The sequence below is a fragment of the Variovorax sp. FW305-3-2-15-B-LB1 genome, from assembly GCF_058787635.1.
The window spans coordinates 62,554-87,249 of sequence record NZ_JBYSZY010000003.1; the positions used below are offsets into that span (position 1 = coordinate 62,554).

Here is a 24,696-nt window from a genome sequence, read left to right on the forward strand (position 1 = left end):
GGGCACTTCATGCCGTGACGAGCACGGCCGCAGCCGGTGCATGCCGCATGTCCGGCACCGCTGCCATCAGCGCCTGGGTGTAGGCGTGCTTCGGCGCATCGAGCACCTCGCCCGCGCTCCCCTGCTCCACCAGCCGCCCGCGCTGCATCACGCCCACGTCGTCGCACATGTGGCGGATCACCGCGAGGTTGTGGCTGATCAGCAGGTAGGTCAGGCCGAACTCGTCTTGCAGGTCGCGCATGAGGTTCAGCACCTGGGCCTGCACCGACACGTCGAGCGACGAGGTCGGTTCGTCGCAGACGATGAACTCGGGCTGGCTGGCCAAGGCCCGCGCGATGGCGATGCGCTGGCGCTGGCCGCCGGAGAACTGGTGCGGGTAGCGCCGACCGTCGTCGGGCGACATGCGCACGCGGCGCAGCGCCTGGGCCACGCGCTCGGCGGTTTCGTCGGCGCTGGCGGCCAGGCCCAGCACCTCGACCGGCTCGGCGATGAGCCGGTCCACGCGCCAGCGCGGGTTGAGGCTGGCATGCGGGTCCTGGAAGATCATCTGGAAGCGCCGGCGCAGCGCGGCCGTCTGCGCGGCGTCGCCCCAGCGGTCGATGCCGTCGAAATGCACCGTGCCGGCCGTGGGCCGCGTGAGGCCGGCGATCATGCGCGCCACGGTCGACTTGCCCGAGCCCGACTCGCCGACCAGCCCGAAGGTGCGGCCGCGCGCGATATCGAAGCTCACGCCGTCGACCGCGTGCAGCACTTTCTTCGGCTGGCGCGCGAGCGTGCGCACGAGCCAGCCGGCCGAGAGATCGAACTCGCGCGACAGACCCTGCACGCGGATCAGCGGCGGGCTGTCGGCCGGTGCTGGCGGCACCACGGTCTCGGCCTGCGCGGGCGGCAACGCGGCGGCCACGGAAATGTCCGCGCCGATCTCCGGCACCGGCAGCCGATGCAGCCTGTCGTGCACCGAGGGAATCGCGGCCATCAGTGCGCGCGTGTACGGCTCGCGCGGGTGGTCGAGCACCTGGCGCACCGGGCCGGTCTCGAGCACGCGGCCCTGGTACATCACCATCACGCGGTCGGCCGCCTCGGCGATCACGCCCATGTCGTGCGTGATGAGCATCGCGGCCGTGCCGCGCTCGCGGCAGACGCGCCGGAACACACGGATCACCTGCGCCTGCACCGACACGTCGAGCGCGGTGGTGGGCTCGTCGGCAATCAGCAGCTGCGGCTCGGCGCACAGCGCGAGCGCAATCGCCACGCGCTGGCGCATGCCGCCCGAGAACTGGTGCGGGTACTGGTCGATGCGGCTTTCGGGGTCGGGAATCTCCACGTCGGCCAGCAGCGCCAGCGCGCGCCGGCGCGCCTCCTGCTCGCTCACTGGCAGGTGCGTGCGGATGGTTTCGACGAGGTGCCGGCCGATCGGATAGACCGGGTTCAGGCTGGTCAGCGGGTCCTGGAACACGCTGCCGATGCGGCGCCCGCGCACGCGGCGCATGTCCTCGCCGCGCAGCGTGTCGATGCGCTCGCCGTGCAGCTCGACCGTGCCGCCCGCGATGCGCCCCGGCGGCGGCACCAGGCCGATGACGGCCGCGCCGACCATCGACTTGCCCGCACCCGATTCGCCGACCACGCCCAGGATTTCGCCCGGCGCGATCTCGAAGGAGACGCCGCCCAGCACCTGCACCGTGCCCCGGTGCGTGTCGAAGGCCACGTCCAGCCCGCGCACCCGCAGCACGGGCGTTTCGCCGCGGGGCGATGGCGAGGGGTCGCGCGCGCTCATTGCAGCCTCGGGTTCAAGGCGTCGCGCAGCCAGTCGCCCGCCAGGTTGACCGAGAGCGCCAGCGCCAGCAGCACCAGCGCCGGAAACAGCAGGATCCACCACTCGCCCGAGAACAGGAAGCCCTGCCCGATGCGGATCAGCGTGCCCAGCGACGGCTGCGTGGGCGGCAGCCCCACGCCCAGGTACGACAGCGTCGACTCCGCCACGATGGCCAGCGCGAAGCTGATGGTGGCAATCACCAGCACCGGCGCCAGCAGGTTCGGCAGGATGTGCCGCACCAGGATGCCGGTGCGCGAACGGCCGATGATCTGCGCGGCGGCCACGTAGTCCTTGTGCTTCTCGAGCATCACGGCGCCGCGCACCGTGCGCGCGTACTGCACCCATTCCGACAGCCCGATGGCCGCCACGATCACGTACACCGCCATGTCGTCGCGGTAGCCCTCGGGCAGCAGGCCGCGCGCAATGCCGAAGATCAAGAGCGCCACCAGCAGCACCGGAAAGGTCAACTGCACGTCGGCCACGCGCATCACCAGCGTGTCGAACCAGCCGCCCGCATAACCGGCGGCCAGCCCGAGCGGCACGCCGATGGCCAGCGACAACCCCACCGCGCTCACGCCCACCAGCAGCGACATGCGCAGCCCGTAGAGGATGGCCGAGAACACGTCGCGCCCCTGGTCGTCGGCGCCCAATGGGTAGAACGCACCCGAGGCGCCTTGCTGCCCCGGCGGCGTGAAGGCGTCGATCAGATCGAGCACGGCTGGGTCGAAGGGGTCCTGCCGTGCGATCCACGGCGCGAACAGCGAGGCCAGCGCGACCAGCAACAGCACGAAGGCGGCCAGCTGCACGGTGCGCGAACGCGCGAAGGCGCGCAGCACGGGCGACTCGGCGTTGCGCCAGCGGCGCGGCGCGGGGGCGCCGGTCGGAGAAGGAAGCGTCATTCGGAAAAGAAAGAAGGAGTCAGGCGCGCCGCAGGCGCGGATCGACCAGCACGTACAGCAGGTCGACGATGAAATTGATCGCCACGTACAGCAGCGCGATCAGCAGCAGGTAGGCCGCCACCACCGGCACGTCCACCCCCTGGATCGACGTGATGAACAGCAGGCCCACGCCGGGCCACTGGAACACCGTCTCGGTGACGATGGCAAAGGCCACCAGCGAGCCGATCTGCAGCCCGGTGATGGTGATGACCGGGATCAGCGTGTTGCGCAGCGCATGGCCGTAGTTCAGGTCGCGCTCGCGCAGCCCGCGTGCGCGGCCGAAGCGGATGTAGTCGGCGCGCAGCACCTCCAGCATCTCGGCGCGCACCAGCCGCATGATCAGCGTCAGCTTGTACAGGCCCAGCGTCAGCGCGGGCATCAGCAGCGAGGCCCAGCCCGAGGCCGTGAGCAGCCCGGTGCTCCAGCCGCCCAGCTGCACCGTGTCGCCACGCCCGAACGAGGGCAGCCAGCGCAGCTCGACCGCGAACAGGTAGATGAGCCCGATGCCGATCAGGAAGGTGGGCAGCGACACGCCGACCAGCGACACCGCCATGACCGCGCGGCTGGCCACGCTGTCGCGCCGGATCGCGGTGTACACGCCCAGCGCCACGCCGCCCGCCACCGCCAGCACGGCCGCCACCAGCGCCAGCTCCAGCGTGGCCGGCAGCCGCTCGGCGATGAGTTCGACCACCGGCCGCTTGAGCCGGTACGACACGCCCAGGTCGCCCTGCAGCGCGTGGCCCACGTAGCGCAGGTACTGCACTGGCACCGGGCGGTCGAAGCCCAGTTCGGCCGTCAGCGCGGCGCGTTCTTCCAGCGTGGCGTCTTCGCCGAGCAGGCTGATGGTCGGGTCGCCGATGTGGCGGAACACCAGGAAGGACACGAACGACACCGCCAGCAGCACCAGCACGGACTGGCCGAGCCGGCGCAAGAGATGAACCCACATGGTGTGCGTGCGTGTGTGTGCTTAGGGCTTCGCCACCTTCACGTTCTTGAAGAACACACTGCCGTCGGGGCTCACGGGAATGTCCAGCTTCGGGGTCGAGGCGAAGTTGAGCACCTGGTCGTGCAGCGCGATGTAGATACGCTCCTTCTGCACGGTCTGCCAGATGCTTTTGATGGTGGCGTCGCGTTTCGCCTTGTCGCTCTCGGCGGCCAGCGACGCGATCTGCGCGTCGACCTCGGCGTTGCTGTAACCGGTGGCGTTGGTCGGGCCGCGGCCGTCCTTGCCGCGCGTGTGCACCAGGTAATCGAAGATGTAGGCCGAGTCGTAGGTCGGCACGCCCCAGCCGAACAGGTAGAAGTCGGTGTCGGCCGAGTTGATGGCGGTGCTGTGCAGCGCGATCGGGCGCGCCGCCACCGTGGTCTTGATGCCGATGCGCCCGAGGAAGCCCGACACCGCCGTGCTGATGGCCTCGTCGTTCACGTAGCGGTCGTTCGGCGTGTGCAGCGTGATCGCAAAGCCGTTCGGGTAGCCGGCCTCGGCCAGCAGCTTCTTCGCCTGCGCCGCGTTGGCCTTCGGGTAGGCCGCGAAGCCCTTCTCGTAGCCGTGCACGAACGGCGGCGCGATGATGCCCGAGGGGTTCGACAGCCCGCGCATCACCGCCGCCTTGATCGCATCGCGGTCGATCGCCAGGCCGATGGCCTCGCGCACCTTCGGGTCGGCCAGCGGGTTCTTGCCCTTCACGTCGGCGTACTTGAGCTCCTTCGCGCCCACGTTCAGGCCCAGGAAGATCGAGCGGTTCTCGGGCCCTTCGGTCACGCGCAGGCGCTTGTCGGCCTTGAGGCGGCCCACGTCCTGCGCCGGCAGGTCCTGCACGAAATCGACCTCGCCCGACAGCAGCGCGGCCACGCGCGTGGCGGGCGACTTGATCGGCACGTAGACCAGCTCGGTCACGTCCAGCGGAAACTGGCCGCGGCCCCAGTACTGCGGAAACTGCTTGAGCACCGTGCGCGCATCGACCTCGCGCGAGGCCAGCACGTAGGGGCCGGTGCCGTTCTCGTTGCGGGTGGCGAAGTTCTCGGTCTTGCTGGCCATGTCCTGCGACTGCTCGGCCTTGTTCGCCTTCGCCCAGGCTTCGTTGAGGATGAAGAGGTTCGTGAGGTTGTTCGGGAAGATCAGGTTCGGGCCCTTGGTCCTGACCTGCACCGTGAGCGCATCGACCTTCTTCACCTCGGCAACCGACGACAGCAGCGACTTGAGCGCCGAGCTCGGCGCCTGCGCGCGCTGCAGCGAGAACACCACGTCGTCGGCCGTGAGCAGCGCGCCGTCATGGAACTTGACGCCGGGACGCAGCTTGAACTCCCACACCGTCGGGTCGGCCGTGAGCTTCCACGAGGTGGCCAGCGCGGGCTGCAGCTTGCTGTCGGCGCCGCGCAGGATCAGCGGCTCGTAGATCTGGTGCAGCAGCCCGAAGTTGGTGCCGGTGTTGACCGCATGCGGGTCGAGCGTGGCGGGGTCGGCGCTGCGCGCCCATCGCACGGTTTCGGCGGCGGCAACAGGCGCCTGCAGCAGGCCGGCGGCCAGCAGGGCCGCGGTCAGGAGTGGTCGGAGCATGGAATCCCTCGGGTGTTCTTTGGAAGAGAAGACAGGCGGACGACCGCGCGGGGCGGCGTCGTCCTGTGCCTGTGCGTGAGGGACTGTGCCCTGCCCCGCGCCGTCCCGAAAGAAGGACTCCGCATATGGAAATGCGGTGTCTGCCGCGTGACGATGAACCGAGCGCTACGCCCTCGTCGCCAGCCGCTTCAATCGCAATCCACCCCACACCGCCAGCAGCACGCTCGCGCCGAACACCCACCCCGACAGCGCACCGGCCATCGTGCCCGACAGCAGGTTGCCGACCGTGCAGCCCAGCCCGGTCATCGCGCCCCACCCCAGCAGCACGCCGCCGCCGAGGCCACGCACGACCTGCCCCACCGTGGGCCATGCGGGCTTGAACTGCCCGCTCGCCAACGCCGCGGCCAGTGCGCCAGCCACGAGGCCACCGACCAGCAGTGCATTGGGTGTCTGCCAGAGGCTTTCGACGACCGCCGTGACGCAGCCGCCGAAACCGTCGAGCCCGTCCAACCGCTGCGGCAGCAGGCCGTGCGCGTTGCCGAAGTCACGCGCGGCGCTGCCCAACGCAGCCGTCACGCCCAGCGGGCGCAGCCGCAGCACCACGATCACGGCGATGGCGCCGACCGCGAGGCCGCCCCACGCATACGGCCAACGCCCGTGCAGCAGGCGACGCGCGGCGTCGATGAAGCTGCGCGGTGCGGGCAATGCCGCGCCGCCCGCCGGCAGCTTTCGCCAGAGCCAGGCGCTCAACGCCGCGAACACCGCCAGCTGCAGCACGGCCGAGCCCGCATAGCCCAGGTGATGCGGCAACCACACCACAGGCGCGGTGGCGATGGTGGCGCTGTAGAGCCAGTTCCAGCTGGTGAATCCCAACAGAAATCCCGCGCCGGCACCGAGCAGTGCAAAGGGTGCGGTCGGCGAACCTTCGCCCAGCCGGTACCAGTGCGCGCTGATGCACGAGCCCGACACCACCATGCCCGCGCCGAAGGCCAGCCCCGCGAGCACCAGTGCGCCGCTGACCGGTCCGATGTGCGCATCGGGCGGCAATCGCCCCGGCTGCGGCACGGGCAGCCAGCCGGTCATGACGACGTGCATGCCCACGGTGCCGACCGCGAGCGCGGCCACGATGGCCAGCAGGCCGCGTGCGTCGCCGCCGTCGAAGTAGTCGCGCGCATGGCAGTAGAAGCAGAAGCGCGAGCGCTGCAGCACCACGCCGAGCACCGCGCCCAGCCCGAGCGCGAAGGCCAGTGCACGGCCGCCGCTGCGCTCGCCCAGCAGATGCACGCCGGCGGCGACCAGCAACAACACGACGGCGCCGGCAGCCAGGCCCGTGCGAGAAAGCGGCACAGGCGCCGCATGGATTGACGAAGCGGACATGCCCCGGTCCCTCTTTTTTGGGTCCAAAAAAAAGCGAGCCCGAGGGCTCGCCCAATGTCGCTCATCAGAGAGGCCGCGAGGTCCCTCCAACGCCGACTCACCTCGAACTCATCTCACCTCAACTCATTCATTTGGACGCCCACACCGTGCCGGCCGGGTTGTTGACCGGCACGCCGACGGCGTTGCCGTACTCGGTCCACGAGCCGTCGTAGTTGCGCACGTTCTTGTAGCCCAGGATCTTGTTCAGCGCGAACCAGGTGTGGCTCGAGCGTTCGCCGATGCGGCAGTAGGTGATGGCCGGCTTGCTGCCGTCGATGCCCACGGCCGCGTAGATCGCCTTCAGCTCGGCGGCCGACTTGAAGGTCCCGTCTTCGTTCACCGCACGGCCCCAGGGCACGTTGGCCGCGCCGGGCACGTGGCCCGCGCGCACCGCCAGTTCGGCGGCGCCGGCCGGCGCGAAGATCTTGCCGCTGTACTCGTCGGCCGAGCGGATGTCGACCAGCTTCGCGTCGGAGCGGCCCTCGGCCACGGCCAGCACGTCGGCCAGCCGCGCGCGCAGCTGCGGGTTGGGCTGCGTCACCTTGAAGCGTGTGGCGACGTGCTCGGGCGCGCGGTTGTCGAGCACACGGTTCTCGGCCTCCCACTTCTTGCGGCCACCGTCGAGCAGCTTCACGTTCTGCACGCCGTACTGGTCGAACACCCAGGCGCCCCAGGCCGCGAACCAGTTGTTGGTGTCGCCGTAGAGGATGACGGTGGTGTCCTTGTCGACACCGGCCGCCGACAGCAGCTTCTCGAACTCCGCCTGGCTCACGATGTCGCGGCGCACGCGGTCGTTGAGGTCGTTGTGCCACGAGAAATTCACCGCGCCCGGAATGTGGCCGCGCTCGTACAGGCCCGGGTTCACGCTGACCTCGATCACGCGCAGCTTCGGGTTGCGCAGGTTCTTCTCGAGCCAGTCGGTGGAGACCAGCGGGCCGCTGCCGTCGGCCGAGGCCTGCGCGAAGGCCGACGGTGCGGTGGCCAGGAAGGTCAGCGTGGCGAGGGACGCGGCGCGCCACCATCTGCTGAAGATCGACATGCGGGACTCCTTGTGTTGAATGGAAGACATCTGAAACAGATCAGAGCGAACTCTAGGCAGGCAGCACGCGATCACCAACGAAGCGTTTGCGATAAGCGCATGCGCAAAGCGTCTGAGGCTCAGGCGAGCGCGGCCTCTTGATGTGGCAGCTCGGCGCGCACGCGCCAACCCAGCTCGGGCGCGATGCGCACGGCCAGGTCGTCCAGGATCTGCTCGTAGGCCTCGCTGTCGAAGTTGTAGGGCAGCTCCACGCGCAGCTCGCTCACCAGCGGCAGCACCGGGTCGCGGTGCAGGCGCTCCAGGATCTCGTCCACGCTGCCCACGAGGTCGCCGGCGAACAGCGTGCGGCGTTCGCCCTGCGGCGACAGCGTGCGCTCGACGCGGCCCGCCGCAAACGCGCGGTAGCGGCGTCGCGTGGCGGCATCGGCGCCGTCGAGCGGCACGATCACGCGGCCCAGCGCGATCCGCCCGCGCCGCGCGCCCGGCACTTCGCTGGCGCGGTAGCGTTCGACGAGGCCGGTCTGCGCCTCGAGGAAGTCGTCGGTGGTCTCGCCCGTGAGCACATTGCCCAGCAGCAGGTGAAAGCCGTTGCGCCCCGCCCATTCGGCCGAGCGCAGCGACCCGCCGCCGTACCAGAGCCGCCCGACGAGGCCGGGCGCATAGGGCTGCACACGCGGACGCACGCGCCCGCCGGCCGATTCGACCACCGTGTCTTCGTCGCCCAGCAGCACGTCTTCGAGGTTGGCGCGCAGCCGCGCCACGCGCTTGTGCGTGAAGTCGACCGTGGCCGGCGGTGCATCCTGGAAGCGACCGCCCAACAAGGCACCGTGCGGCGGCGCGCCCGCGCTCAGGCCCACCTGCAGGCGGCCGCGCGAGAGCACGTCGACGGTGGCCAGGTCTTCGGCGAGCCGGAACGGGTTTTCGTAGCCCATCTGGATCACGGCCGCGCCGAGTTCGATGCGGCGCGTGCGCTGCGTGGCGGCGGCAAGGAAGGTCGGCGCCGACGACACGGCACGCTCCAGGTGGCGCTGGCGCACCCAGGCGCTGTCGAAGCCGCGCCGCTCGCCGAATTCAAAGAGCCGCAGCGCAGCCTCGAGGCCCGCATGCGGGTCGGCCTCGTCGTAGTTGCCGGGCGTGAGGAAACCGATGTGATGGATGGTCATGGTCGTGTCGCTCGCAGGGTCAGAACTTCGGCAACCCCGGCGGGTTGACCTCCGATTTCGGCAGCGCCTCTTCGGCCAGGCGCCAGCGCGCGAGTGCCTTGGCGTAGGTGCCGTTGCGGATCAGGTTGTTGGCCGCGGTGCTCAGCGCCACCGCCAGGCCGCTGCCCTTGCGCGTGGCCACGGCCACGTCCGACTTCAGCGGCCAGCCCGCGTTCACCGTGCCCGCGAGTCGCAGCTGCCCGTTCTTCGCGGCCTCGTAGGCCTGCGGCGCGTTGGGGTTGAAGTTGGCGTCGACGCGCTTGGTCGTCACGGCCAGCCAGCGCGTCACATCGTCGTCGTAGTACTGGATCGACACCGGCTTCAGGCCCGCGGCCACGTTCTGCCGGTCCCACTCGAGCAGGATGCGTTCCTGGTTGGTGCCCGCACCGGTCGTGAGCTTCAGGCCCGCCACGTCCTTCGGCTCCTTGATCGACTGGATGGCGCTGTCGGTGCGCACGTAGAAGCCGTGCAGGCCGAGCCGGTAGGTCGAGAAGTCGAACTTCTCCTTGCGCTGCTCGGTCACGCCCACATTGGAGATCACGGCGTCGTACTTGCCCGAGCTCAGGCCCAACGGCCAGTCGGCCCAGGCGACGGGCCGCAGCTCCAGCTTCAGGCCCAGCGCCTCGGCGATGAGGTGGGCAAAGTCGGGGTCGAAGCCCACCACCGTCTTCGCGTCGGTGGCGTAGGTGGAGATCGGCGGCGCGAACGGCGCAATGGCGATGGTCAGCACGCCCTCCTTCACGAACTTGAAGCTGGGCGGAATGGCGTTGACGGCCTCGGCGTCCTTGCCGGTGTGCAGGCGGCCCTTCTGCTCGGGGCTGAAGTCGAAGGTGTCGGCGGCGTGCGCCGGCGCGAACGCCATCAGCCCGAGGGCGGCCAGCGCCCCCAGTGTCTTCTTGAGCGACATGGTCCCCTCCCCTCAGTTCTTCGGCAGGCCGGGCGGGTTGGTGCGCGCCACCTCGATGGCTTCGGACGCCAGATTCCAGCGCGACAGCGCCTTGCCGTAGTTGCCGTTCTTGATCTGCGTGTTCAGCGCCAGCGTCACGGCCTCGGCAATGCCCGAGCCCTTGCGCGAGGTGACGGCGATCTCGGCATTGAGCGGCCAGCCGCCCGACACCAGGCCTGCGAGCCGGGTCTTGCCGTCGCGCGCCTCGTAGGCCGCGATGGCGTTGGGGCCCACGTACGCGTCGGCGCGGCCCGACTGGATGGCCAGGCGCTGCACCACATCGTCGTCGTAGTACTGGATCTCGATGGGCTTGAGGCCGGCGGCGAGGTTCTGCTTGTTCCAGCGCAGCAGGATCTGCTCCTGGTTCGTGCTGGCCGTCACGATGAGCTTCAGGCCCGCGATGTCCTTCGGCTCCTTGATGGCGCCGAGCTTGCTGTCCGACTTCACGTAGATGCCCAGCTGGTCGTTGCGGTAGGTCGAGAAGTCGAACTTCTCCTTGCGCTCCTCGGTCACGGTCACGTTGGACACCACCACGTCGAACTTGCCCGACTGCAGGCCCAGCGGCCAGTCGGCCCAGGCGGTGGACACCAGCTCCAGCTTGCGCCCCAGGCTGTCGGCCACGAGCTGCGCGATGTCGGGCGCGTTGCCCACGGGCGTCTTCGTGTCGGTGGCGTAGGCCGCGAACGGCAGCCGGCCGGTGGTGGTGCCCACGACGAGCACGCCTTCCTTGAGGAACTTGAAGTCCTTCGCGAGCCGCACGGCCTCGTCGATCTTCTGCGCGCGCGGGCGGCCCGGCTGCTCGGGGCTCAGGTCGGGCGCCGGGGCGGTCTGGGCCGTGGCGGCGATCGGCAGCAAGGCCGCCAGGAGAACGGACAGGAGAAGGCGTCGATGGGTCATGAAAGCGGTCGGTTGGAGAAAGAGAAAAAGGGAAAGAAAACTCAGAGCACCTTGGCCAGGAACTCGGCCGTGCGCGGATGCCTCGGCGCGTTGAACACCTGCTCGGGCGTGCCGGTCTCGAGGATGCGGCCCTGCTCCATGAAGACCACGGTGTCGGCCACCTCGCGGGCAAAGCCGATCTCGTGCGTCACGATGACCAGCGTGGTGCCGGAGCTCGCGAGCTCCTCGATCACCGCGAGCACCTCGCCCACCAGTTCGGGGTCGAGCGCCGAGGTGGGCTCGTCGAACAGCAGCACCTTGGGCTTGAGCGCCAGCGCCCGCGCGATCGCCACGCGCTGCTGCTGGCCGCCCGAGAGCTGGCGCGGGTAGGCGTCCTTGCGGTCGGCCAGGCCGACGCGGGCCAGCAGGTCGGTGGCCAGCGCCTCGGCCTCCGCGCGCGGCAGGCCGCGCACCGACTGCGGCGCCTCGACGATGTTCTCCAGCACCGTGAGGTGCGGGAACAGGTTGAAGTTCTGGAACACCATGCCCACGTCGACGCGGCGCGTGAGGATGTCCTTCTCGTGCAGCTCGTACAGCGTGTCGGCGTCGCGCCGGTAGCCGATGAGTTCGCCGTCGATGGCAATGAAGCCGTCGTCCACGCGCTCCAGGTGGTTGATGGTGCGCAGCAGCGTCGACTTGCCCGAGCCCGAGGGGCCGAGGATCACGGTGACGCTGCCGCGCGACGCGGTGAAGGTCACGTCGTCGAGCACCTGCAGCGCGCCGAAGCGCTTGGACACGCCGTGGATCGTCACCTCGCCGCCCGGCGCGCGCGAGCCGCTCCAGCGCGGCACCTGCGCGGGGGCCGGCGCCGGTGTCGACACGGGCACCACGGCCGGCGCCCTGCCCCGCGCCCACAGCCCGTGCACCACGCCGCCCAGCCACGAGCGCGGCGCATGGCGCAGCGCCCCGCGCGAGAAATGCCGCTCGATGTAGTGCTGCGCCACCGATAGCACCGTGAGGATCACGAGGTACCACACGGTCGCCACCATGAGCAGCGGAATCACTTCCAGGTTGCGCCGGTAGATGATCTGGATCGTGTAGAACAGCTCGGGCAGCGCGAGGATGTAGAGGTTCGAGGTGCCCTTGGCCAGACCGATGATGTCGTTGAAGGCCGTGGGCAGGATGCTGCGCATGGCCTGCGGCAGCACGATGCGCGAAGCCTGGCGCCGGCGCGAAAGACCCAGCGCGGCGGCTGCTTCAAGCTGCCCCTGGTCCACCGACAGGATGCCCCCGCGCACGATCTCCGAGGCGAAGGCCGCCTGGTTCAGCGTGAGGCCCAGCAGCGCCGCCACGAAGGGGCTGATGAGCTGCGTGGTCGGGTACGAGAAGAATGTCAGGTCGGTGAACGGCACGCCCAGCGACACGGTCTCGTACAGGTAACCCAGGTTGTTGATGATCAAGAGCAGCACGATCACCGGCACCGAGCGAAAGAGCCAGGTGAACACCCAGGCCAGCCGTGCCAGCAGCGGCGAGCGCGACACCCGCGCCAGCGCCAGCCCCGTGCCGAAAAAGAAGCCCAGCACCGCGCCCAGCGCCGTGAGCAGCAGCGTGCGGCCCAGCCCAGCCAGCACCGGCTCCGAGAAGAACCACTGCGCGAACACCGACCAGCCCCAGCGCGGGTTGGTGAGCACCGAATGCAGCACGAGGCCGATCACCGCCACCGCGAAGACGGTGCCGACGGTGCGCGCCGGGTAGGTCGCGGGGACGATGCGAAAGTGCGAGTAGTCGCCCTTGGCGGGCGGTGCCGCATCGCTGCGGCCGATTGGTCGTGCGGGTGCCGTGGGGGTACGAGGCTCCGGACCGGCGTCGAGCACGGTGGTCGTGTTCATCGCGACACCGCCCCGCTCAGCGCCGCACCGGCGCGGCCTTGCGCGGCCCACTGCGCCAGGTGCTTCTCGAACGGCAGCTTGCGCGGCGTCTCGGGGTCGGCGTCGTCCGTGAACAGCGCCGTGTAGCCATGGCTGCGGTACAGGCCCACGGCCTCGGGCTGGCGAAAGCCGGTCGTGAGGTAGATGCGCTCGTAGCCCTGGCGCAGCACCTGCGCCTCCAGCTCGGCCAGCACGCGGCTGGCCAGGCCCTGGCGGCGCAGCGCGCCGTGCGTCCACACGCGCTTGAGCTCGGCGGTGCGCTCGTCGTGGCGCATGAAGGCCCCGCCGCCGATCGCCACGCCGTCGCGCAGCAGCAGCACGAAGTTGCCGTGCGGCGGCGCGAACACCTCGGGCGCGTAGCGGTCGATCTCGCGCGGCGCGCCGGGCTCGCGCAGCACGTCGCCGTAGCGGCTGTCGTACTCGAAGGTGAGCCCTTCGATCAACGGCCGGGCCAAGGGGTCCAGCGGCGTGGTGTAGAGAAACTGTTCGCTCATGGGGTGGTTTCCTGGGTGTCGCCGTCGGCGGAAAGAAAGCGCTCGGCCAGCCGGGCCCAGTACACGGCCGCGGGCGCGAGGATCGCGTCGTTGAAGTCGTAGCGCGGGCTGTGCAGCGAGGCGCTTTCGCCGTTGCCGAAGAACACGTAGCTGCCGGGGCGCGCCTGCAACATGTAGGCGAAGTCTTCGCTGGCGGTGCGCGGGCGGAAGGCCGGATCGACGCGCTGCGCGCCGAAGGTGTCCAGCGCCACCGCGCGCGCGAAGGCGGTTTCTTCGGCGTGGTTGACCACCGGCGGAAAGCCCGGCCGGTAGTCGACCTCGGCCTGCGCGCCGAAGCTCTCGGCCTGCGCCCGTGCCAAGACGGGAATGCGCTGCGCCAGCAGCGCGCGCACCTCGGGCTTGAACGAGCGTGCCGTGAGCTTGAGCTCGACCGTGTTCGGGATCACGTTGGAGGCCTCGCCGCCGTGGATGGAGCCGACCGTGATCACGCCCATGTCCAGCGGATCGACATTGCGCGACACCACGGTCTGCAGCGCCGCGATCAGGTGCGCGCTCGCGACCACGGGGTCGACCGTCTCGTGCGGCTGCGCGCCGTGGCCGCCTTTGCCACGCACCGTGATGTGCGCCTGGTCGATGGCCGCCATCGCGGGGCCGGTGACGCAGCCCACGTGCCCTGCCCCCACGCCGGGCCAGTTGTGCAGGCCGAAGACGGCGTCGCACGGGAAGCGCGTGAACAGGCCTTCGTCGATCATCTTCTTGGCGCCCGCGCCGAGTTCTTCGGCGGGCTGGAAGATCAGGTGCAGCGTGCCGCGAAAGCTGCCCGCCTCGGCCAGGAAGCGCGCCGCCGCGAGCAGGATCGCCGTGTGGCCGTCGTGGCCGCAGGCATGCATCACGCCCGCGTTCTCGCTCGCATACGGCAGGCCCGTGGCTTCGTGGATCGGCAGCGCGTCCATGTCGGCGCGGATGCCGAGGCTGCGCCCCGGTCCGCGCCGCAGCGTGCCCACCACGCCGGTGCCGGCCAGGCCGGTCGTGACCTCGTAGCCCCAGGCCGCGAGCCGCTCGGCCACGAGGGCCGAGGTGCGGTGCTCCTTGAACGACAGCTCGGGGTGGCGGTGAATGTCGCGCCGCAGCGCAATGAATTCGTCGCCGTAGCCGGCAATGGTGGATTCGACGCGGTGGATGTCCTTCAGGGCCGGTCGTGGCAGCGCGGCGCCCATCAGGCGGCCTTGCGCTCGGCAGTGGCGCCGCCCTGCGGCGCGGCATGGCGGCTCGCCTTGCGCGGCAGGCCCAGGTGGTCGCGCAGGGTCCGGCCGGGCAGCGTGCGCTGGTAGCGGCCGCGTGCCTCCAGCGCGGGAATCACGAACTCGATGAAGTCATCGAGGCCCTGCCCCAACACCGGGAAACCGAGGATGAAGCCGTCGGCCGCGCCCTCGTCCACCCAGCGGATGATCTCGTCGGCGATGCGCTCGCCCGTGCCCACGAACTGCGTGCGCGGCGTGGCGACTTCGAGTGCCACCTCGCGCAGCGTCTGGCCCTTGGCCTTGGCATTCGCCTTGATGCGGTCGGTGGTCGAGCGGAAGCTGTTGCGGCCGATCTCGCCCAGCTCGGGGAACGGCGCGTCCAGCGGGTACTGGCTGAAGTCGTGGTGGTCGAAGAAGCGGCCCAGGTAGGCCAGCGCCTCCTCGACCGTCAGCAGTGCGCGGATGGCGAGGTACTTGGCCTCGGCCTCCGCCTCGGTGGCGGCGACCACGGGGCCGATGCCCGGGAAGATCTTCACGTCGCCGGCCTGCCGCCCCTGCGCCACGGCGCTGGCCTTGACCTGCTTGAGGAAGGCGCGCGTGTCTTCGAGCGAGGGCGAATGGGTGAACACCGCGTCGGCGTACTTGCCTGCGAGGCCGATGCCCGCATCCGACGAGCCGGCCTGGAAGATCACCGGCTGGCCCTGCGGCGAACGCTGGATGTTCAGCGGCCCCGCCACCTGGAAGAAGCGGCCCTTGTGGTCCAGCGTGTGCAGCTTGTCGCGGTCGAAGAAGCGGCCGCTCTCGCGGTCGCGCACGAAGGCGTCGTCGTCCCAGCTGTCCCACAGGCCCTGCGTCACGGCCAGGTACTCGTCGGCGATCTCGTAGCGCAGCGCGTGCTCGGGGTGGGCGCGGCTGTAGTTCTTGGCGCTGCCTTCGAGCGGCGTGGTCACCACGTTCCAGCCTGCGCGCCCGCCGCTGATGAGATCGAGCGAGGCGAACTGCCGCGCCACCGTGAACGGGTCGCTGTACGAGCTGGAGATGGTGCCCGCCAAGCCGATCTTCGTGGTGACGGCGGCCAGCGCTGAGAGGATCGAGATCGGCTCGAAGCGGTTGAGGAAGTGCGGGATCGACTTCTCGTTGATGTAGAGCCCGTCGGCCACGAAGGCGAAGGCGATGCCCGCGGCCTCGGCCTTCTGCGCGCTGCGGATGAAGAAGTCGAGGTTGACGCTGGCATCGGCCGGGCCGCCCGGGTGCTTCCACGCATTCATGTGACTGCCGGCCCCTTGCAGCATGACGCCGAACTGGATGTTGCTCATGACGATCGTTCTTGTGGTGGGAAAGGAAGGAAGAAGGAGCTCAGGCCAGCGCGGGTTCGCGGGCCTGCGCCAGCAGTTCGACCGCCGTGGCGCGCGCGGCGAAGTCCGCCACCGGGATGTCGATCACGAACTCCTCGATGCCGTGGCGCGCGCTGAGGGCCTCGAGCGCATCGCGCACCTCCTCGCCAGTGCCGGCGATGACATGCGGACGCCGCTCCTCGGTGCGGTAGTCGCTGGCGCCGGCCTGCCGTGCGAACTCGGCAGCGGCCTCGAGGCTGGGCAGGTTCACGCTCTGGCCCGTGGGCAAGGTCACGCGGAAGCTGCGCAACGCGCCCACGCGCTCGGCGGCCTCGTCGTGCGTTTCGGCGGCGAAGGCGAACAGCGCGAGCAGCGGCGCGCGGCCGGTCGCGCCGCGGTAGGCGTCGATCGATTGCTCGATGTTCACGGGGTCGCCGTTGAAGTGGCCCGCGTAGACGAACTGCCAGCCCAGCCGCGCCGCGAGCAGTGCGCTCTCGGGGCTGCCGCCGAGCAGCACGCGCTGCGGCGCCACCGGCGGGAACGGCGTGGCCACGGCACCGGCCAGCGCATGGTCGGCGGGCACGCCGTCGTGCAGGAAGGCATCAAGCTCGCGCAGGCGCGCTTCGAAATCGAGGGCCTTCGCCTTCGCCGGGTCGTGCAGCGATTGCAGCGCCTTGCTGGTCAGCGGCAGGCCGCCCGGCGCCTTGCCGATGCCCAGGTCGACACGGCCCGGCGCCAGCGAGGCCAGCACCTTGAAGGTCTCCGCGACCTTGAAGGGGCTGTAGTGCTGCAGCATCACGCCGCCGGTGCCGATGCGGATGCGCGAGGTCTTCGCGAGCAGGTGCGAGGCCAGCACCTCGGGTGCCGAACCGGCGTAGGTGCGGTTGCCGTGGTGCTCGGCCAGCCAGTAGCGGCGGTAGCCCAGCCGTTCGGCGCGCCGGGCCAGCGCGATGGTGTGCTGGAACGCTTGCGCGGCGTCGGCACCTTCGGGGATCAGGCTCTTGTCGAGCAGGGAGAGCGAGTAGGACACGGTGTTCGGCGATGGCGCAGTGGAAGCGGGTGTGCTTCAAATTCTGCGAGCCATCGCACGGGCCGTTTGCGCTGAATTTCTCTATCGATATCTGGAATCTGCGGGGTCGCGCGGCTCACCATGCATAGGGCAGGAGCGCCGCCACGGCCGTGGCGTGCAGCCGCCTGCGCACGCGCAGCGGCACATGGCCATGCGGCGCACGGCGTGCCACTTCATGCGGCGACGCCGGCGCGATGCACCAGGCAATGGCGGTCAGCGCAAGGACGTGGCGGGCCTGTGCGGCCGGGGACGAAGAGGCGACGGTGTGCAGTGGCATGGCGGGCGGTTTCCCTGGTTCGATGCCGCCGATTCTGCGAAGCGCGTCCGCGGTTGCCAACGACGGATTGCGAATGTCCTGATGCGGTTTGCATCGCATCCACGCGCCCAAAGGTGTTGCCTCGCGCCCCCTGCGCTGGCTACGATGGGCACGCAACCACCCAAGGAGCAGCCGCCATGTCGAACCATGTCTACAAGTCGCTCGAGCTGACGGGCTCGTCCAAGACCAGCATCGAGGACGCGGTGCAGACCGCCATCACGAAGGCGCACGAGACGGTGCGCAACATCCAGTGGTTCACCGTCACCGAGACGCGCGGCCATGTGGTCGACGGCAAGGTCGCGCACTGGCAGGTGACGGTGAAGATCGGCTTCACGCTCGAGTAGCCGCAACGCGGCCTTGACGGGTCAGGCGCGCAGCGCCGAGGTGCCGTCGTAGATATAGCGGCGCGACCACGGCAGCGTGCTTGCCGCCCTGCCCGCCTTGTGCCCCACGATCTGGTAGATCGCCACGTCGTCGTTCTCGAAGGCATAGGCGCAGCCTGCAAGGTAGATGCGCCAGATGCGGAACTTCTCTTCGTCGACCAGCGCGCGCGCCTCGTCGGCATGGGCCTCGTAGGCGTCGCTCCAGTGGCGCAGCGTCTGCGCGTAGTGGCGGCGCAGGTTCTCCACGTCGAAGGCTTCGAGCCCGCCCTGTTGCATGGCCTGCAGCGCCAGGCTGATGTGCGGCAGCTCGCCGTTGGGGAACACGTAGCGGTCGATGAAGTCGCCGCCGCCGTACGACACGCCGCCGCCCTCGGGGTCGGACGAGGTGATGCCGTGGTTCATGACGATGCCGTCGTCGGCCAGCAGCTGCTGCACGCGCTTGAAGTACTCGGGCAGGTTCTTGCGGCCCACGTGCTCGAACATGCCGACGCTGGTGATGCGGTCGAACTGGCCGGTCACGTCGCGGTAGTCCTGCAGCCGGATCTCGATGCGGTCTTGCAGGCCCGCAGCCTTCACGCGTTCGGTCGCCAGGTCGAACTGGTTCTGCGACAGCGTGACGCCCACGCAGCGCGCACCGAACTTCTGCGCTGCGCGGATCACCAGCGCGCCCCAGCCGCAGCCGATGTCGAGCAGCGTTTGTCCTGGCTTGAGTTCGATCTTCGTGAGGATGTGGTCTATTTTCTTCAGCTGCGCGGTGGCCAGGTCTTCGTCGCCGTTCTCGAAGTAGGCGCACGAATAGACCATGTTCGCGTCGAGCCAGAGTTGGTAGAACGCGTTGGACACGTCGTAGTGGTACTCGATCGATTTCTTGTCCGACGACTTGGTGTGCGCAAAGTAGCGGGCCATGCTTTGCAGCGCGCCGCCGGGCTTGTCGAGCGAGGTCTTCGCCAGGCCGTAGGCGATGTCGATCACGTCGCTGAGCTTGCCTTCGATGTCGATCTTGCTCTTGACGTAGGCCTCGCCCAGGTTGTCGAGCGTGGGCTGCAGCATCAGCGACAGCGCCGCGGGCGATTTCACATGCAGCGTGACCGCCGGCCCGCTGAAGTCACCGAAGTCGTAGGACTGACCGTCCCACAAGGTGAGCCGCGCGGGCAGGTTGGCCCGTGCGCGGACCGCGGCGCTCCACTGCGCCAGCTTCTTTTCCCAAAGCATGCATCTCTCCGAGTTGTTGAGTAGTCCCGCCTCCACGGGCGGACGGGTGCTGCAGCGAACAAAACGATAGCGAGATTTGGCGAAACCTGCATTTCCACGACGACGCAAGAAATCGCGGCAGGTGCTATGTTGAAAGACCCCTCGCGCGGGGCCCTGGGCGGCCTACGCGGCTTCCATCGAGGTCGCGTCGTTGCCGGCCTCGCCGAGCCAGCGGCGCTTGTCGCGCAGCGGCGGCGCGCCGAACATGCGGCCGTACTCGCGCGCGAACTGCGAGGGGCTTTCGTAGCCCACGTTGTGTGCGGCGCTGGCCACGTCGGTGCCGGCGATCAGCATCTGGCGGCGCGCCTCCTGCAGGCGCAGCTGCTTCTGGTACTGCAGCGGGCTCATCGCGGTCACGGCCTTGAAGTGGTGGTGGAACGACGACACGCTCATGTGCACCGCGCGCGCCATGTCTTCCACGCGCAGCGACTGCGCGTAGTTGGTGCGCAGCGCGCTGATGGCTTTCGCGATGCGCTGCGTGTGGCTGTCGTGCAGCGCGATCTGGCGCAGCCGCGCGCCCTCGCCGTTCACCAGCAGGCGGTACATGATCTCGCGCTTGATGAGCGGCGCCATGATCGGAATGTCTTCAGGCGTGTCGAGCAGCCGCAGCAGGCGCAGCACGGGCTCCAGCACCGGCATGGCGATGCGGTTGACGTACATGCCGCGCGAGGCCGGCGCGTTGGCCTTGGCCGGCAGCTTCTCGTCGCCGATGAGGTCGCCGATCTCGTCGAGCGCCAGCTCCAGCCGCACGCCCAGGTAGGGCTCGTTCTCGCTGGTCACGCACACCTGGCCGCACACCGGCAGGTCGACCGAGGTGACGAGGTAGTTCATGGGGTCGTACACGTAGATGTCGTCGCCCACGATGATCCGTTTGGAGCCCTGCGCGATGAGGCCCAGCGCCGGCGTCGCGAAGCCGTGCTTGGGGCCGTCGGGCTTGCTGATGCAGTGCACCTGCAGGCCGGGCACGGCGCATTCGACCGTGCCGTCCTGCCCGCGTGTGATGTGGCGGATGAGCTGCACCAGTTCTTCGCGGGCGGCATCGAGTTCGGGTTCCAGCGGCATCGGCATGGCGAGGACGGTGGCGGTGTCGGGGGTTTCATCAGACATGGGTAGGCCTCTGACAAAGGGGAGCGGCCGCGGTGGCGGCCATGGAGGATTGGGCTGCCCGCAGCTTAGCGTCGCATCCTCCTCTCTGCACCGCCCCCGCACGAGGTCTGGAGAAATAGGCAAAGACTTTGCAGAAACGCGCTCGCCCGCCGGGGCGCGCCGGCGGGATACTTTTTCGCAACCGCCGGCCATTCCTCAAGCCGGACGGCCCCTCCCCACCCAAAGGACAACTTTCGATGCAATACCGCCAATTCGGCCGCACCGGCCTCCTGGTTTCCGAACTCTGCCTCGGCACGATGACCTTCGGCGGCGCGCCGGGCATCTGGGACCACATCGGCCAGCTGCAGCAAGGCGAGGCCGAAGGCCTCATCGGCCGCTCGCTCGACGCGGGCATCAACTTCATCGACACGGCCGACGTGTACTCCGAGGGCCTGTCCGAGACCATCACCGGCCAGGCGCTGAAGAACCTGAAGGTGCCGCGCGACCGCGTGGTGGTCGCCACCAAGGTGCTGGGCGAAACCGGCAGCAAGGGCGTGAACTCGGCCGGCGCCTCGCGCTACCACATCATGGACGGCGTGAAGGCCAGCCTGAAGCGGCTGCAGCTGGACCACATCGACCTGTACCAGATCCACGGCATCGACCCGATCACGCCCATCGAGGAAACGGTGCGTGCGCTCGACGACCTCGTGCGCCAGGGCCACGTGCGCTACGTGGGCGTGTCGAACTGGGCCGCGTGGCAGATCGCCAAGGCGCTGGGCATCGCCGAGCGCGACCGCCTCGCGCGCTTCGAGTCGCTGCAGGCCTACTACACCGTGGCCGGGCGCGACCTGGAGCGCGAGCTGGTGCCCATGCTGCGCAGCGAGCAGCTCGGCCTGATGGTCTGGAGCCCGCTGGCCGGCGGCCTGCTCAGCGGCAAGGTCGACCGCCACACCGCCACCGCGCAAGGCAGCCGCCGCGCGAGCTTCGACTTTCCGCCGGTGAACGTGGAGCGCGCCTACGACTGCATCGACCTCATGCGCCAGTTCGCCGAACCGCGCGGCGTGTCGGTGGCGCAGATCGCGCTGGCCTGGCTGCTGCACCAGCCGGTGGTGACCAGCGTGATCGTCGGTGCCAAGCGCATCGACCAGTTGGACGACAACATCGCCGCCACCGAGGTGCGGCTCACGGCCGACGAACTCGCGGCGATCGACAAGGCCAGCGCGCTGGCGCCCGAGTACCCGGGCTGGATGCTCGCGCGCCAGGGCGGCGTGCGCGCCCAGCGGCTGGCGGATTCAGGCCGTCGCGGCTGACACGGCCGGGGCCTCGGTGCGACGCGCGGCATGGGCCGCGCTCGCCCGCAGCGCGCGCAGGTCGAGGTGTTCGGCGGCACGCGCCGCCGAGGGCGCGGCCAGGTGCGGCACCACGCCCAGCAGCGGCGCACCGAGCCGGGCGCGCAGCGTCTGCAGGTTGCCTTCGGGCGAGAGCATCTGCGGCTCGACCACGCTCGCGACCCAGCCGGCCAGCACCAGCCCGCGCGCACGGATCGCCTCGGCGGTGAGCAGCGCATGGTTGAGGCAACCCAGCCGCAGCCCGACCACGAGGATCACGGGCAGGCCCAGCGCCACCGCGAGGTCGGCCGTGTCCAGGTCGTCGCCCAGCGGCACGCAGAAGCCGCCCACGCCCTCCACCACCACCGCATCGGCCTGCGCCGACAGCCGCTCGAAGGCATCGAGCAGCACGGGCAGCGCGACCTGCACGCCCTCTTCCCGCGCCGCCAGGTGCGGCGACATCGGCGCCTTCAGCACGTAAGGACAGCGCCAGGCCAACGGCGCGTCGACATTGCCGGCCGCCTGCAGGCGCTCGACGTCTTCGTTGCGCCATTCGCCGTCGATGGCATCGAGCCCCGCCGCCACCGGCTTCATGCCGACCGCGCGCAGGCCCGAGGCGGCCAGCAGCGCGAGCATGGCGCTGCTGACCAGCGTCTTGCCCACGCCGGTGTCGGTGCCGGTGACGAACCAGCGGCGCTGTGTCGCTGCTGCCGCCGCCGTCATGCCGCCTCCGGCCACGGTTCGGCCAGGGCCTCGCCCAGCGCGCCGATGAGCCGCGCCACGTCGGCCTCGGTGTGGCTGGCCGACAGCGCGATGCGCAGCCGCGCGGTGCCGGCAGGCACCGTCGGCGGACGGATCGCGCCCACGCGCAGGCCGTGCACGTCGAGCCGTTCCATGGTCTGCATGGCGCGCGCGTTGTCGCCCACGATGAGCGGCTGGATCGCGGTCGGGGAATCGGCCAGCCAGGCGCTGCCGTCGGCCGGCAGCACCTGCTTCAGGCCGCTGCGCAGCTGGGTGATGCGGGCGCGCAGCTGGGCGCGGCGGCGCATGCCTTCCTCGCCCTCGATGAGCGCCAGGCTGGTGAGCAGCGCATGCGCCACCGCCGGCGGCGCGGCCGTGGTGAAGATGTAGGGGCGCGCGCGCTGCACCAGAAAGTCGATCACCGTGCGGTGCGCCGCCACGAAGGCGCCCGACACGCCGGCCGCCTTGCCCAGCGTGCCGATCAGCACCAGCCGCTCGGAGCGCAGCGCCAGCGCCTGCAACGCGCCGCGCCCAGTGGCGCCGAGCACGCCGAAGCCGTGCGCGTCGTCGATCACCAGCCAGGCGTCGTGCTGCTCAGCCAGCGCCAGCAGGCCCGCGACCGGGGCGATGTGGCCGTCCATGCTGAAGACGGCGTCGCTCACGATGATCTTGACCGGCGCGTCGCAGGCGGCCAGTTGCGCGTCGAGCGCCTGCAGGTCGCAGTGCGGGTAGCGTTCCACGCGGGCGCGGGCCAGCCGCGCGCCGTCGATCAGCGAGGCGTGGTTCAGCGTCTCCGAGAAGATCACCGCCTCGCCGTCGCCCAGCGCAGACAGCACCGCCAGGTTGGCCATGTAGCCGGTGCAGAAGAACAGGCTGCGCGCCTCGGGAATGTGCGGCGCCATCCATTCGCCCAGCCGCTCCTCCAGCTGCGCATGGGCGCGCGAATGGCCCAGGATCAGGTGCGAGCCGCCGCTGCCCGTGCCGTAGCGCGCCGCGCCTTCGGCCAGCGCCTCGGCCAGCGCGGGGTGCGCGGCCAGGCCCAGGTAGTCGTTGCTGCTGAAGCCGAGCATGGTGCGCGGCGCGTTGGCGCCGGCCAGCGTGAGGATCTGCTCGGGCGCGCAGGCGGTCTCGGCGATCTGCCGGCGGCGGCGCAGCGAGCGCGCGTCGAGCGCGGTGATCTCGTCCTGCAGGCGTTCAAGCAAGCGCAGCATCGCGGGCTCCTTCGTCGGCGGTGGCGCCGGATGCGGTGGTGACGGTCTTGAGCGTGGCGAGCGTGCCGTCCACGAGCTGGTCGATCTCGCCGTCGGCAATGGCATACGGCGGCATCAAGTACACGGTGGCGCCGATGGGCCGCATCAGCAGGCCGTGGTCGCGCGCCGCGAGGTGGAAGCGCTCGGCAAAGCGCGCGCCGGGCTCGCGCACGTCGAAGGCCGTGATCATTCCGCGCTGGCGCAGGTGGTCGATCGGCTGGCCGGCGAGCCCCTCGCGCAGCCGCGCCAGCAGGCGCGCGGACCGCGAGAGGTTGCGGTTCAGCGCGTCTTCCTGCTCGAACAGATCGAGCGTAGCGAGCGCCGCGCGGCAGGCCAGCGCGTTGCCGGTGTAGGAATGCGAATGCAAAAAGCTGCGCGCGGCATCGTCGTCGACGAAGCCCTGGTAGATGGCCTCGCGCGTCATCACCAGCGCCAGCGGCAGGTAGCCGCCGCTGATGCCCTTCGACAGGCACAGGAAGTCGGGCCAGATGCCGGCCTGCTCGCAGGCGAAGAAGGTGCCGGTGCGCCCGCAGCCGACCGCGATCTCGTCGGCGATCAGGTGCACGCCGAAGCAGTCGCACAGCGCGCGCACGCGGCGCAGGTAGGCCGCGTCGTGCATCGCCATGCCGGTGGCGCACTGCACCAGCGGCTCGACGATGACGGCGGCGATGCTGTCGTGCTGCGCGGCCAGGAGCGCCTCCAGCTCGTCGGCCGCGCGGTTCGCCACGGCGGCGGCGTCTTCACCGGGCCGGGCGGCGCGCGCATCGGGCGAGGCCACGAGGTGCGCGCTGGCGAGCAGCGGCGCGTAGGCGTCGCGGAACACGGGCACGTCGGTGACGTGCAGCGCGCCCAGCGTCTCGCCGTGGTAGCCGCCGCGCAGCGCCACGAAGCGGCGCTTGCCGGCGCGGCCTGCGTTGCGCCAGGCGTGGAAGCTCATCTTGAGCGCGATCTCCACGGCCGAGGCTCCGTCGGAGGCATAGAAGCAATGGCCCAGCGCATCGCCCGTGAGCGCCGCCAGCCGCTCGGCCAGTTCAACCGCCGGCGCGTGCGTGCAGCCGGCGAGCATCACGTGCGGCAGCGTGTCCAGCTGCGCCTTCAGCGCGGCGTTGATCGCCGGGTGCGCGTGGCCGAACAGGTTGACCCACCACGAGCTGGTGGCGTCGAGGTAGCGCCGGCCTTCGTGGTCGGTCAGCCAGACGCCCTCGCCGCGCGCGATGGGCAGCGGCGGCGCCACGTCGAGGCGGATGCTCTGGGTGCAGGGGTGCCAGACATGGCGGCGGCTGCGCTGTTGCCAGTCGGCGTTGGCACCGGCGGCGGCTGGCGCGGTCGTGGGGGAGAAAACGTTCGAGGGAGGCACCCGCGCGTTCCTTTCTGGAGGGCAAGGCGGCGGATCGTATCGACGCGGACGCGCCCCGGCAAACGCCCGGAACGCGTGCAAAAAGAAGGCGGAATGACCGAGGTTGGCCGGTGTAGCGCGTGCGTTCAGGC

General features: G+C 70.1%; 22 protein-coding genes. 2 read left to right on the forward strand and 20 right to left on the reverse strand.

Going from position 1 to position 24,696, the window contains the following annotated elements; genetic code table 11:
* Positions 1–7: 7 nt before the first annotated feature.
* The 15 genes from AC3WQR_RS02930 to AC3WQR_RS03000 all read right to left on the reverse strand — a co-directional run bounded on the left by AC3WQR_RS02930 (position 8) and on the right by AC3WQR_RS03000 (position 17,130).
* Complete coding sequence (locus AC3WQR_RS02930; RefSeq protein ID WP_492741106.1) at positions 8–1,774, reverse strand: dipeptide ABC transporter ATP-binding protein; 1,767 nt, start codon at positions 1,772–1,774, stop codon at positions 8–10.
* Entirely contained in the window at positions 1,771–2,712 is a 942-nt protein-coding gene (locus tag AC3WQR_RS02935) for an ABC transporter permease (RefSeq protein WP_307638254.1), read from the reverse strand. The genes AC3WQR_RS02930 and AC3WQR_RS02935 overlap by 4 nt, the downstream gene beginning before the upstream one ends.
* Positions 2,713–2,731: 19 nt before the next feature.
* On the reverse strand, positions 2,732–3,697 hold the full coding sequence (locus tag AC3WQR_RS02940; protein ID WP_070060589.1) for an ABC transporter permease: 966 nt from the start codon (positions 3,695–3,697) through the stop codon (positions 2,732–2,734).
* Between the two features lie 21 nt (positions 3,698–3,718).
* On the reverse strand, positions 3,719–5,308 hold the full coding sequence (locus AC3WQR_RS02945) for an ABC transporter substrate-binding protein (RefSeq protein WP_492741107.1): 1,590 nt from the start codon (positions 5,306–5,308) through the stop codon (positions 3,719–3,721).
* Positions 5,309–5,473: 165 nt separating this feature from the next.
* Entirely contained in the window at positions 5,474–6,685 is a 1,212-nt protein-coding gene (locus AC3WQR_RS02950; RefSeq protein WP_492741108.1) for a YeeE/YedE family protein, read from the reverse strand.
* 127 nt (positions 6,686–6,812) lie between these two features.
* Positions 6,813–7,763: a sulfurtransferase gene (locus AC3WQR_RS02955; RefSeq protein WP_492741109.1), complete on the reverse strand. Its 951-nt coding sequence runs from the start codon at positions 7,761–7,763 to the stop codon at positions 6,813–6,815.
* A 119-nt stretch (positions 7,764–7,882) separates the two neighbouring features.
* On the reverse strand, positions 7,883–8,926 hold the full coding sequence (locus tag AC3WQR_RS02960) for an LLM class flavin-dependent oxidoreductase (protein WP_492741110.1): 1,044 nt from the start codon (positions 8,924–8,926) through the stop codon (positions 7,883–7,885).
* A gap of 19 nt (positions 8,927–8,945) precedes the next feature.
* Positions 8,946–9,872: an ABC transporter substrate-binding protein gene (locus AC3WQR_RS02965; protein ID WP_492741111.1), complete on the reverse strand. Its 927-nt coding sequence runs from the start codon at positions 9,870–9,872 to the stop codon at positions 8,946–8,948.
* A 12-nt stretch (positions 9,873–9,884) separates the two neighbouring features.
* On the reverse strand, positions 9,885–10,808 hold the full coding sequence (locus tag AC3WQR_RS02970) for an ABC transporter substrate-binding protein (RefSeq protein WP_159271873.1): 924 nt from the start codon (positions 10,806–10,808) through the stop codon (positions 9,885–9,887).
* Positions 10,809–10,849: 41 nt separating this feature from the next.
* The gene (locus tag AC3WQR_RS02975) at positions 10,850–12,676 is read right to left on the reverse strand and encodes an amino acid ABC transporter permease/ATP-binding protein (RefSeq protein ID WP_492741112.1); all 1,827 of its coding nucleotides are present in this window, start codon (positions 12,674–12,676) and stop codon (positions 10,850–10,852) included.
* On the reverse strand, positions 12,673–13,209 hold the full coding sequence (locus AC3WQR_RS02980) for a GNAT family N-acetyltransferase (protein WP_307583621.1): 537 nt from the start codon (positions 13,207–13,209) through the stop codon (positions 12,673–12,675). The genes AC3WQR_RS02975 and AC3WQR_RS02980 overlap by 4 nt, the downstream gene beginning before the upstream one ends.
* A complete protein-coding gene (locus AC3WQR_RS02985) occupies positions 13,206–14,426 on the reverse strand; it encodes a M20 aminoacylase family protein (protein ID WP_492741113.1) in 1,221 nt (406 codons plus the stop codon). The genes AC3WQR_RS02980 and AC3WQR_RS02985 overlap by 4 nt, the downstream gene beginning before the upstream one ends.
* Complete coding sequence (locus AC3WQR_RS02990; RefSeq protein ID WP_492741114.1) at positions 14,426–15,766, reverse strand: LLM class flavin-dependent oxidoreductase; 1,341 nt, start codon at positions 15,764–15,766, stop codon at positions 14,426–14,428. The genes AC3WQR_RS02985 and AC3WQR_RS02990 overlap by 1 nt, the downstream gene beginning before the upstream one ends.
* A gap of 40 nt (positions 15,767–15,806) precedes the next feature.
* The gene (locus AC3WQR_RS02995; RefSeq protein WP_492741115.1) at positions 15,807–16,814 is read right to left on the reverse strand and encodes an LLM class flavin-dependent oxidoreductase; all 1,008 of its coding nucleotides are present in this window, start codon (positions 16,812–16,814) and stop codon (positions 15,807–15,809) included.
* 115 nt (positions 16,815–16,929) lie between these two features.
* On the reverse strand, positions 16,930–17,130 hold the full coding sequence (locus tag AC3WQR_RS03000; RefSeq protein ID WP_062482175.1) for a hypothetical protein: 201 nt from the start codon (positions 17,128–17,130) through the stop codon (positions 16,930–16,932).
* 176 nt (positions 17,131–17,306) lie between these two features.
* Here AC3WQR_RS03000 and AC3WQR_RS03005 point away from each other — a divergent pair, with 176 nt between their 5' ends.
* Positions 17,307–17,513 (forward strand): dodecin, encoded by a 207-nt coding sequence (locus AC3WQR_RS03005; protein ID WP_492741116.1) that lies wholly within the window; start codon positions 17,307–17,309, stop codon positions 17,511–17,513.
* Positions 17,514–17,534: 21 nt separating this feature from the next.
* Here the strand turns inward: AC3WQR_RS03005 and AC3WQR_RS03010 are convergent, their stop codons facing one another.
* The gene (locus AC3WQR_RS03010) at positions 17,535–18,764 is read right to left on the reverse strand and encodes a class I SAM-dependent methyltransferase (RefSeq protein WP_492741117.1); all 1,230 of its coding nucleotides are present in this window, start codon (positions 18,762–18,764) and stop codon (positions 17,535–17,537) included.
* A 162-nt stretch (positions 18,765–18,926) separates the two neighbouring features.
* Positions 18,927–19,910, reverse strand: a complete 984-nt coding sequence (locus tag AC3WQR_RS03015; protein WP_062482185.1) for an AraC family transcriptional regulator — start codon at positions 19,908–19,910, stop codon at positions 18,927–18,929.
* A 236-nt stretch (positions 19,911–20,146) separates the two neighbouring features.
* On the opposite strand from AC3WQR_RS03015, the gene AC3WQR_RS03020 reads away from it, so the two are divergent.
* Positions 20,147–21,199, forward strand: a complete 1,053-nt coding sequence (locus AC3WQR_RS03020) for an aldo/keto reductase (protein ID WP_139706342.1) — start codon at positions 20,147–20,149, stop codon at positions 21,197–21,199.
* Here AC3WQR_RS03020 and bioD read toward each other — a convergent pair.
* From bioD to AC3WQR_RS03035, 3 genes are read right to left on the reverse strand one after another with little or no spacing between them, the layout of a single operon-like run.
* Positions 21,182–21,940, reverse strand: a complete 759-nt coding sequence (gene bioD / locus AC3WQR_RS03025) for a dethiobiotin synthase (protein WP_492741118.1) — start codon at positions 21,938–21,940, stop codon at positions 21,182–21,184. The genes AC3WQR_RS03020 and bioD overlap by 18 nt on opposite strands.
* Positions 21,937–23,169 (reverse strand): 8-amino-7-oxononanoate synthase, encoded by a 1,233-nt coding sequence (gene bioF / locus AC3WQR_RS03030; protein ID WP_492741119.1) that lies wholly within the window; start codon positions 23,167–23,169, stop codon positions 21,937–21,939. The genes bioD and bioF overlap by 4 nt, the downstream gene beginning before the upstream one ends.
* Complete coding sequence (locus AC3WQR_RS03035; RefSeq protein ID WP_492741120.1) at positions 23,153–24,565, reverse strand: adenosylmethionine--8-amino-7-oxononanoate transaminase; 1,413 nt, start codon at positions 24,563–24,565, stop codon at positions 23,153–23,155. The genes bioF and AC3WQR_RS03035 overlap by 17 nt, the downstream gene beginning before the upstream one ends.
* Positions 24,566–24,696: the final 131 nt, after the last annotated feature.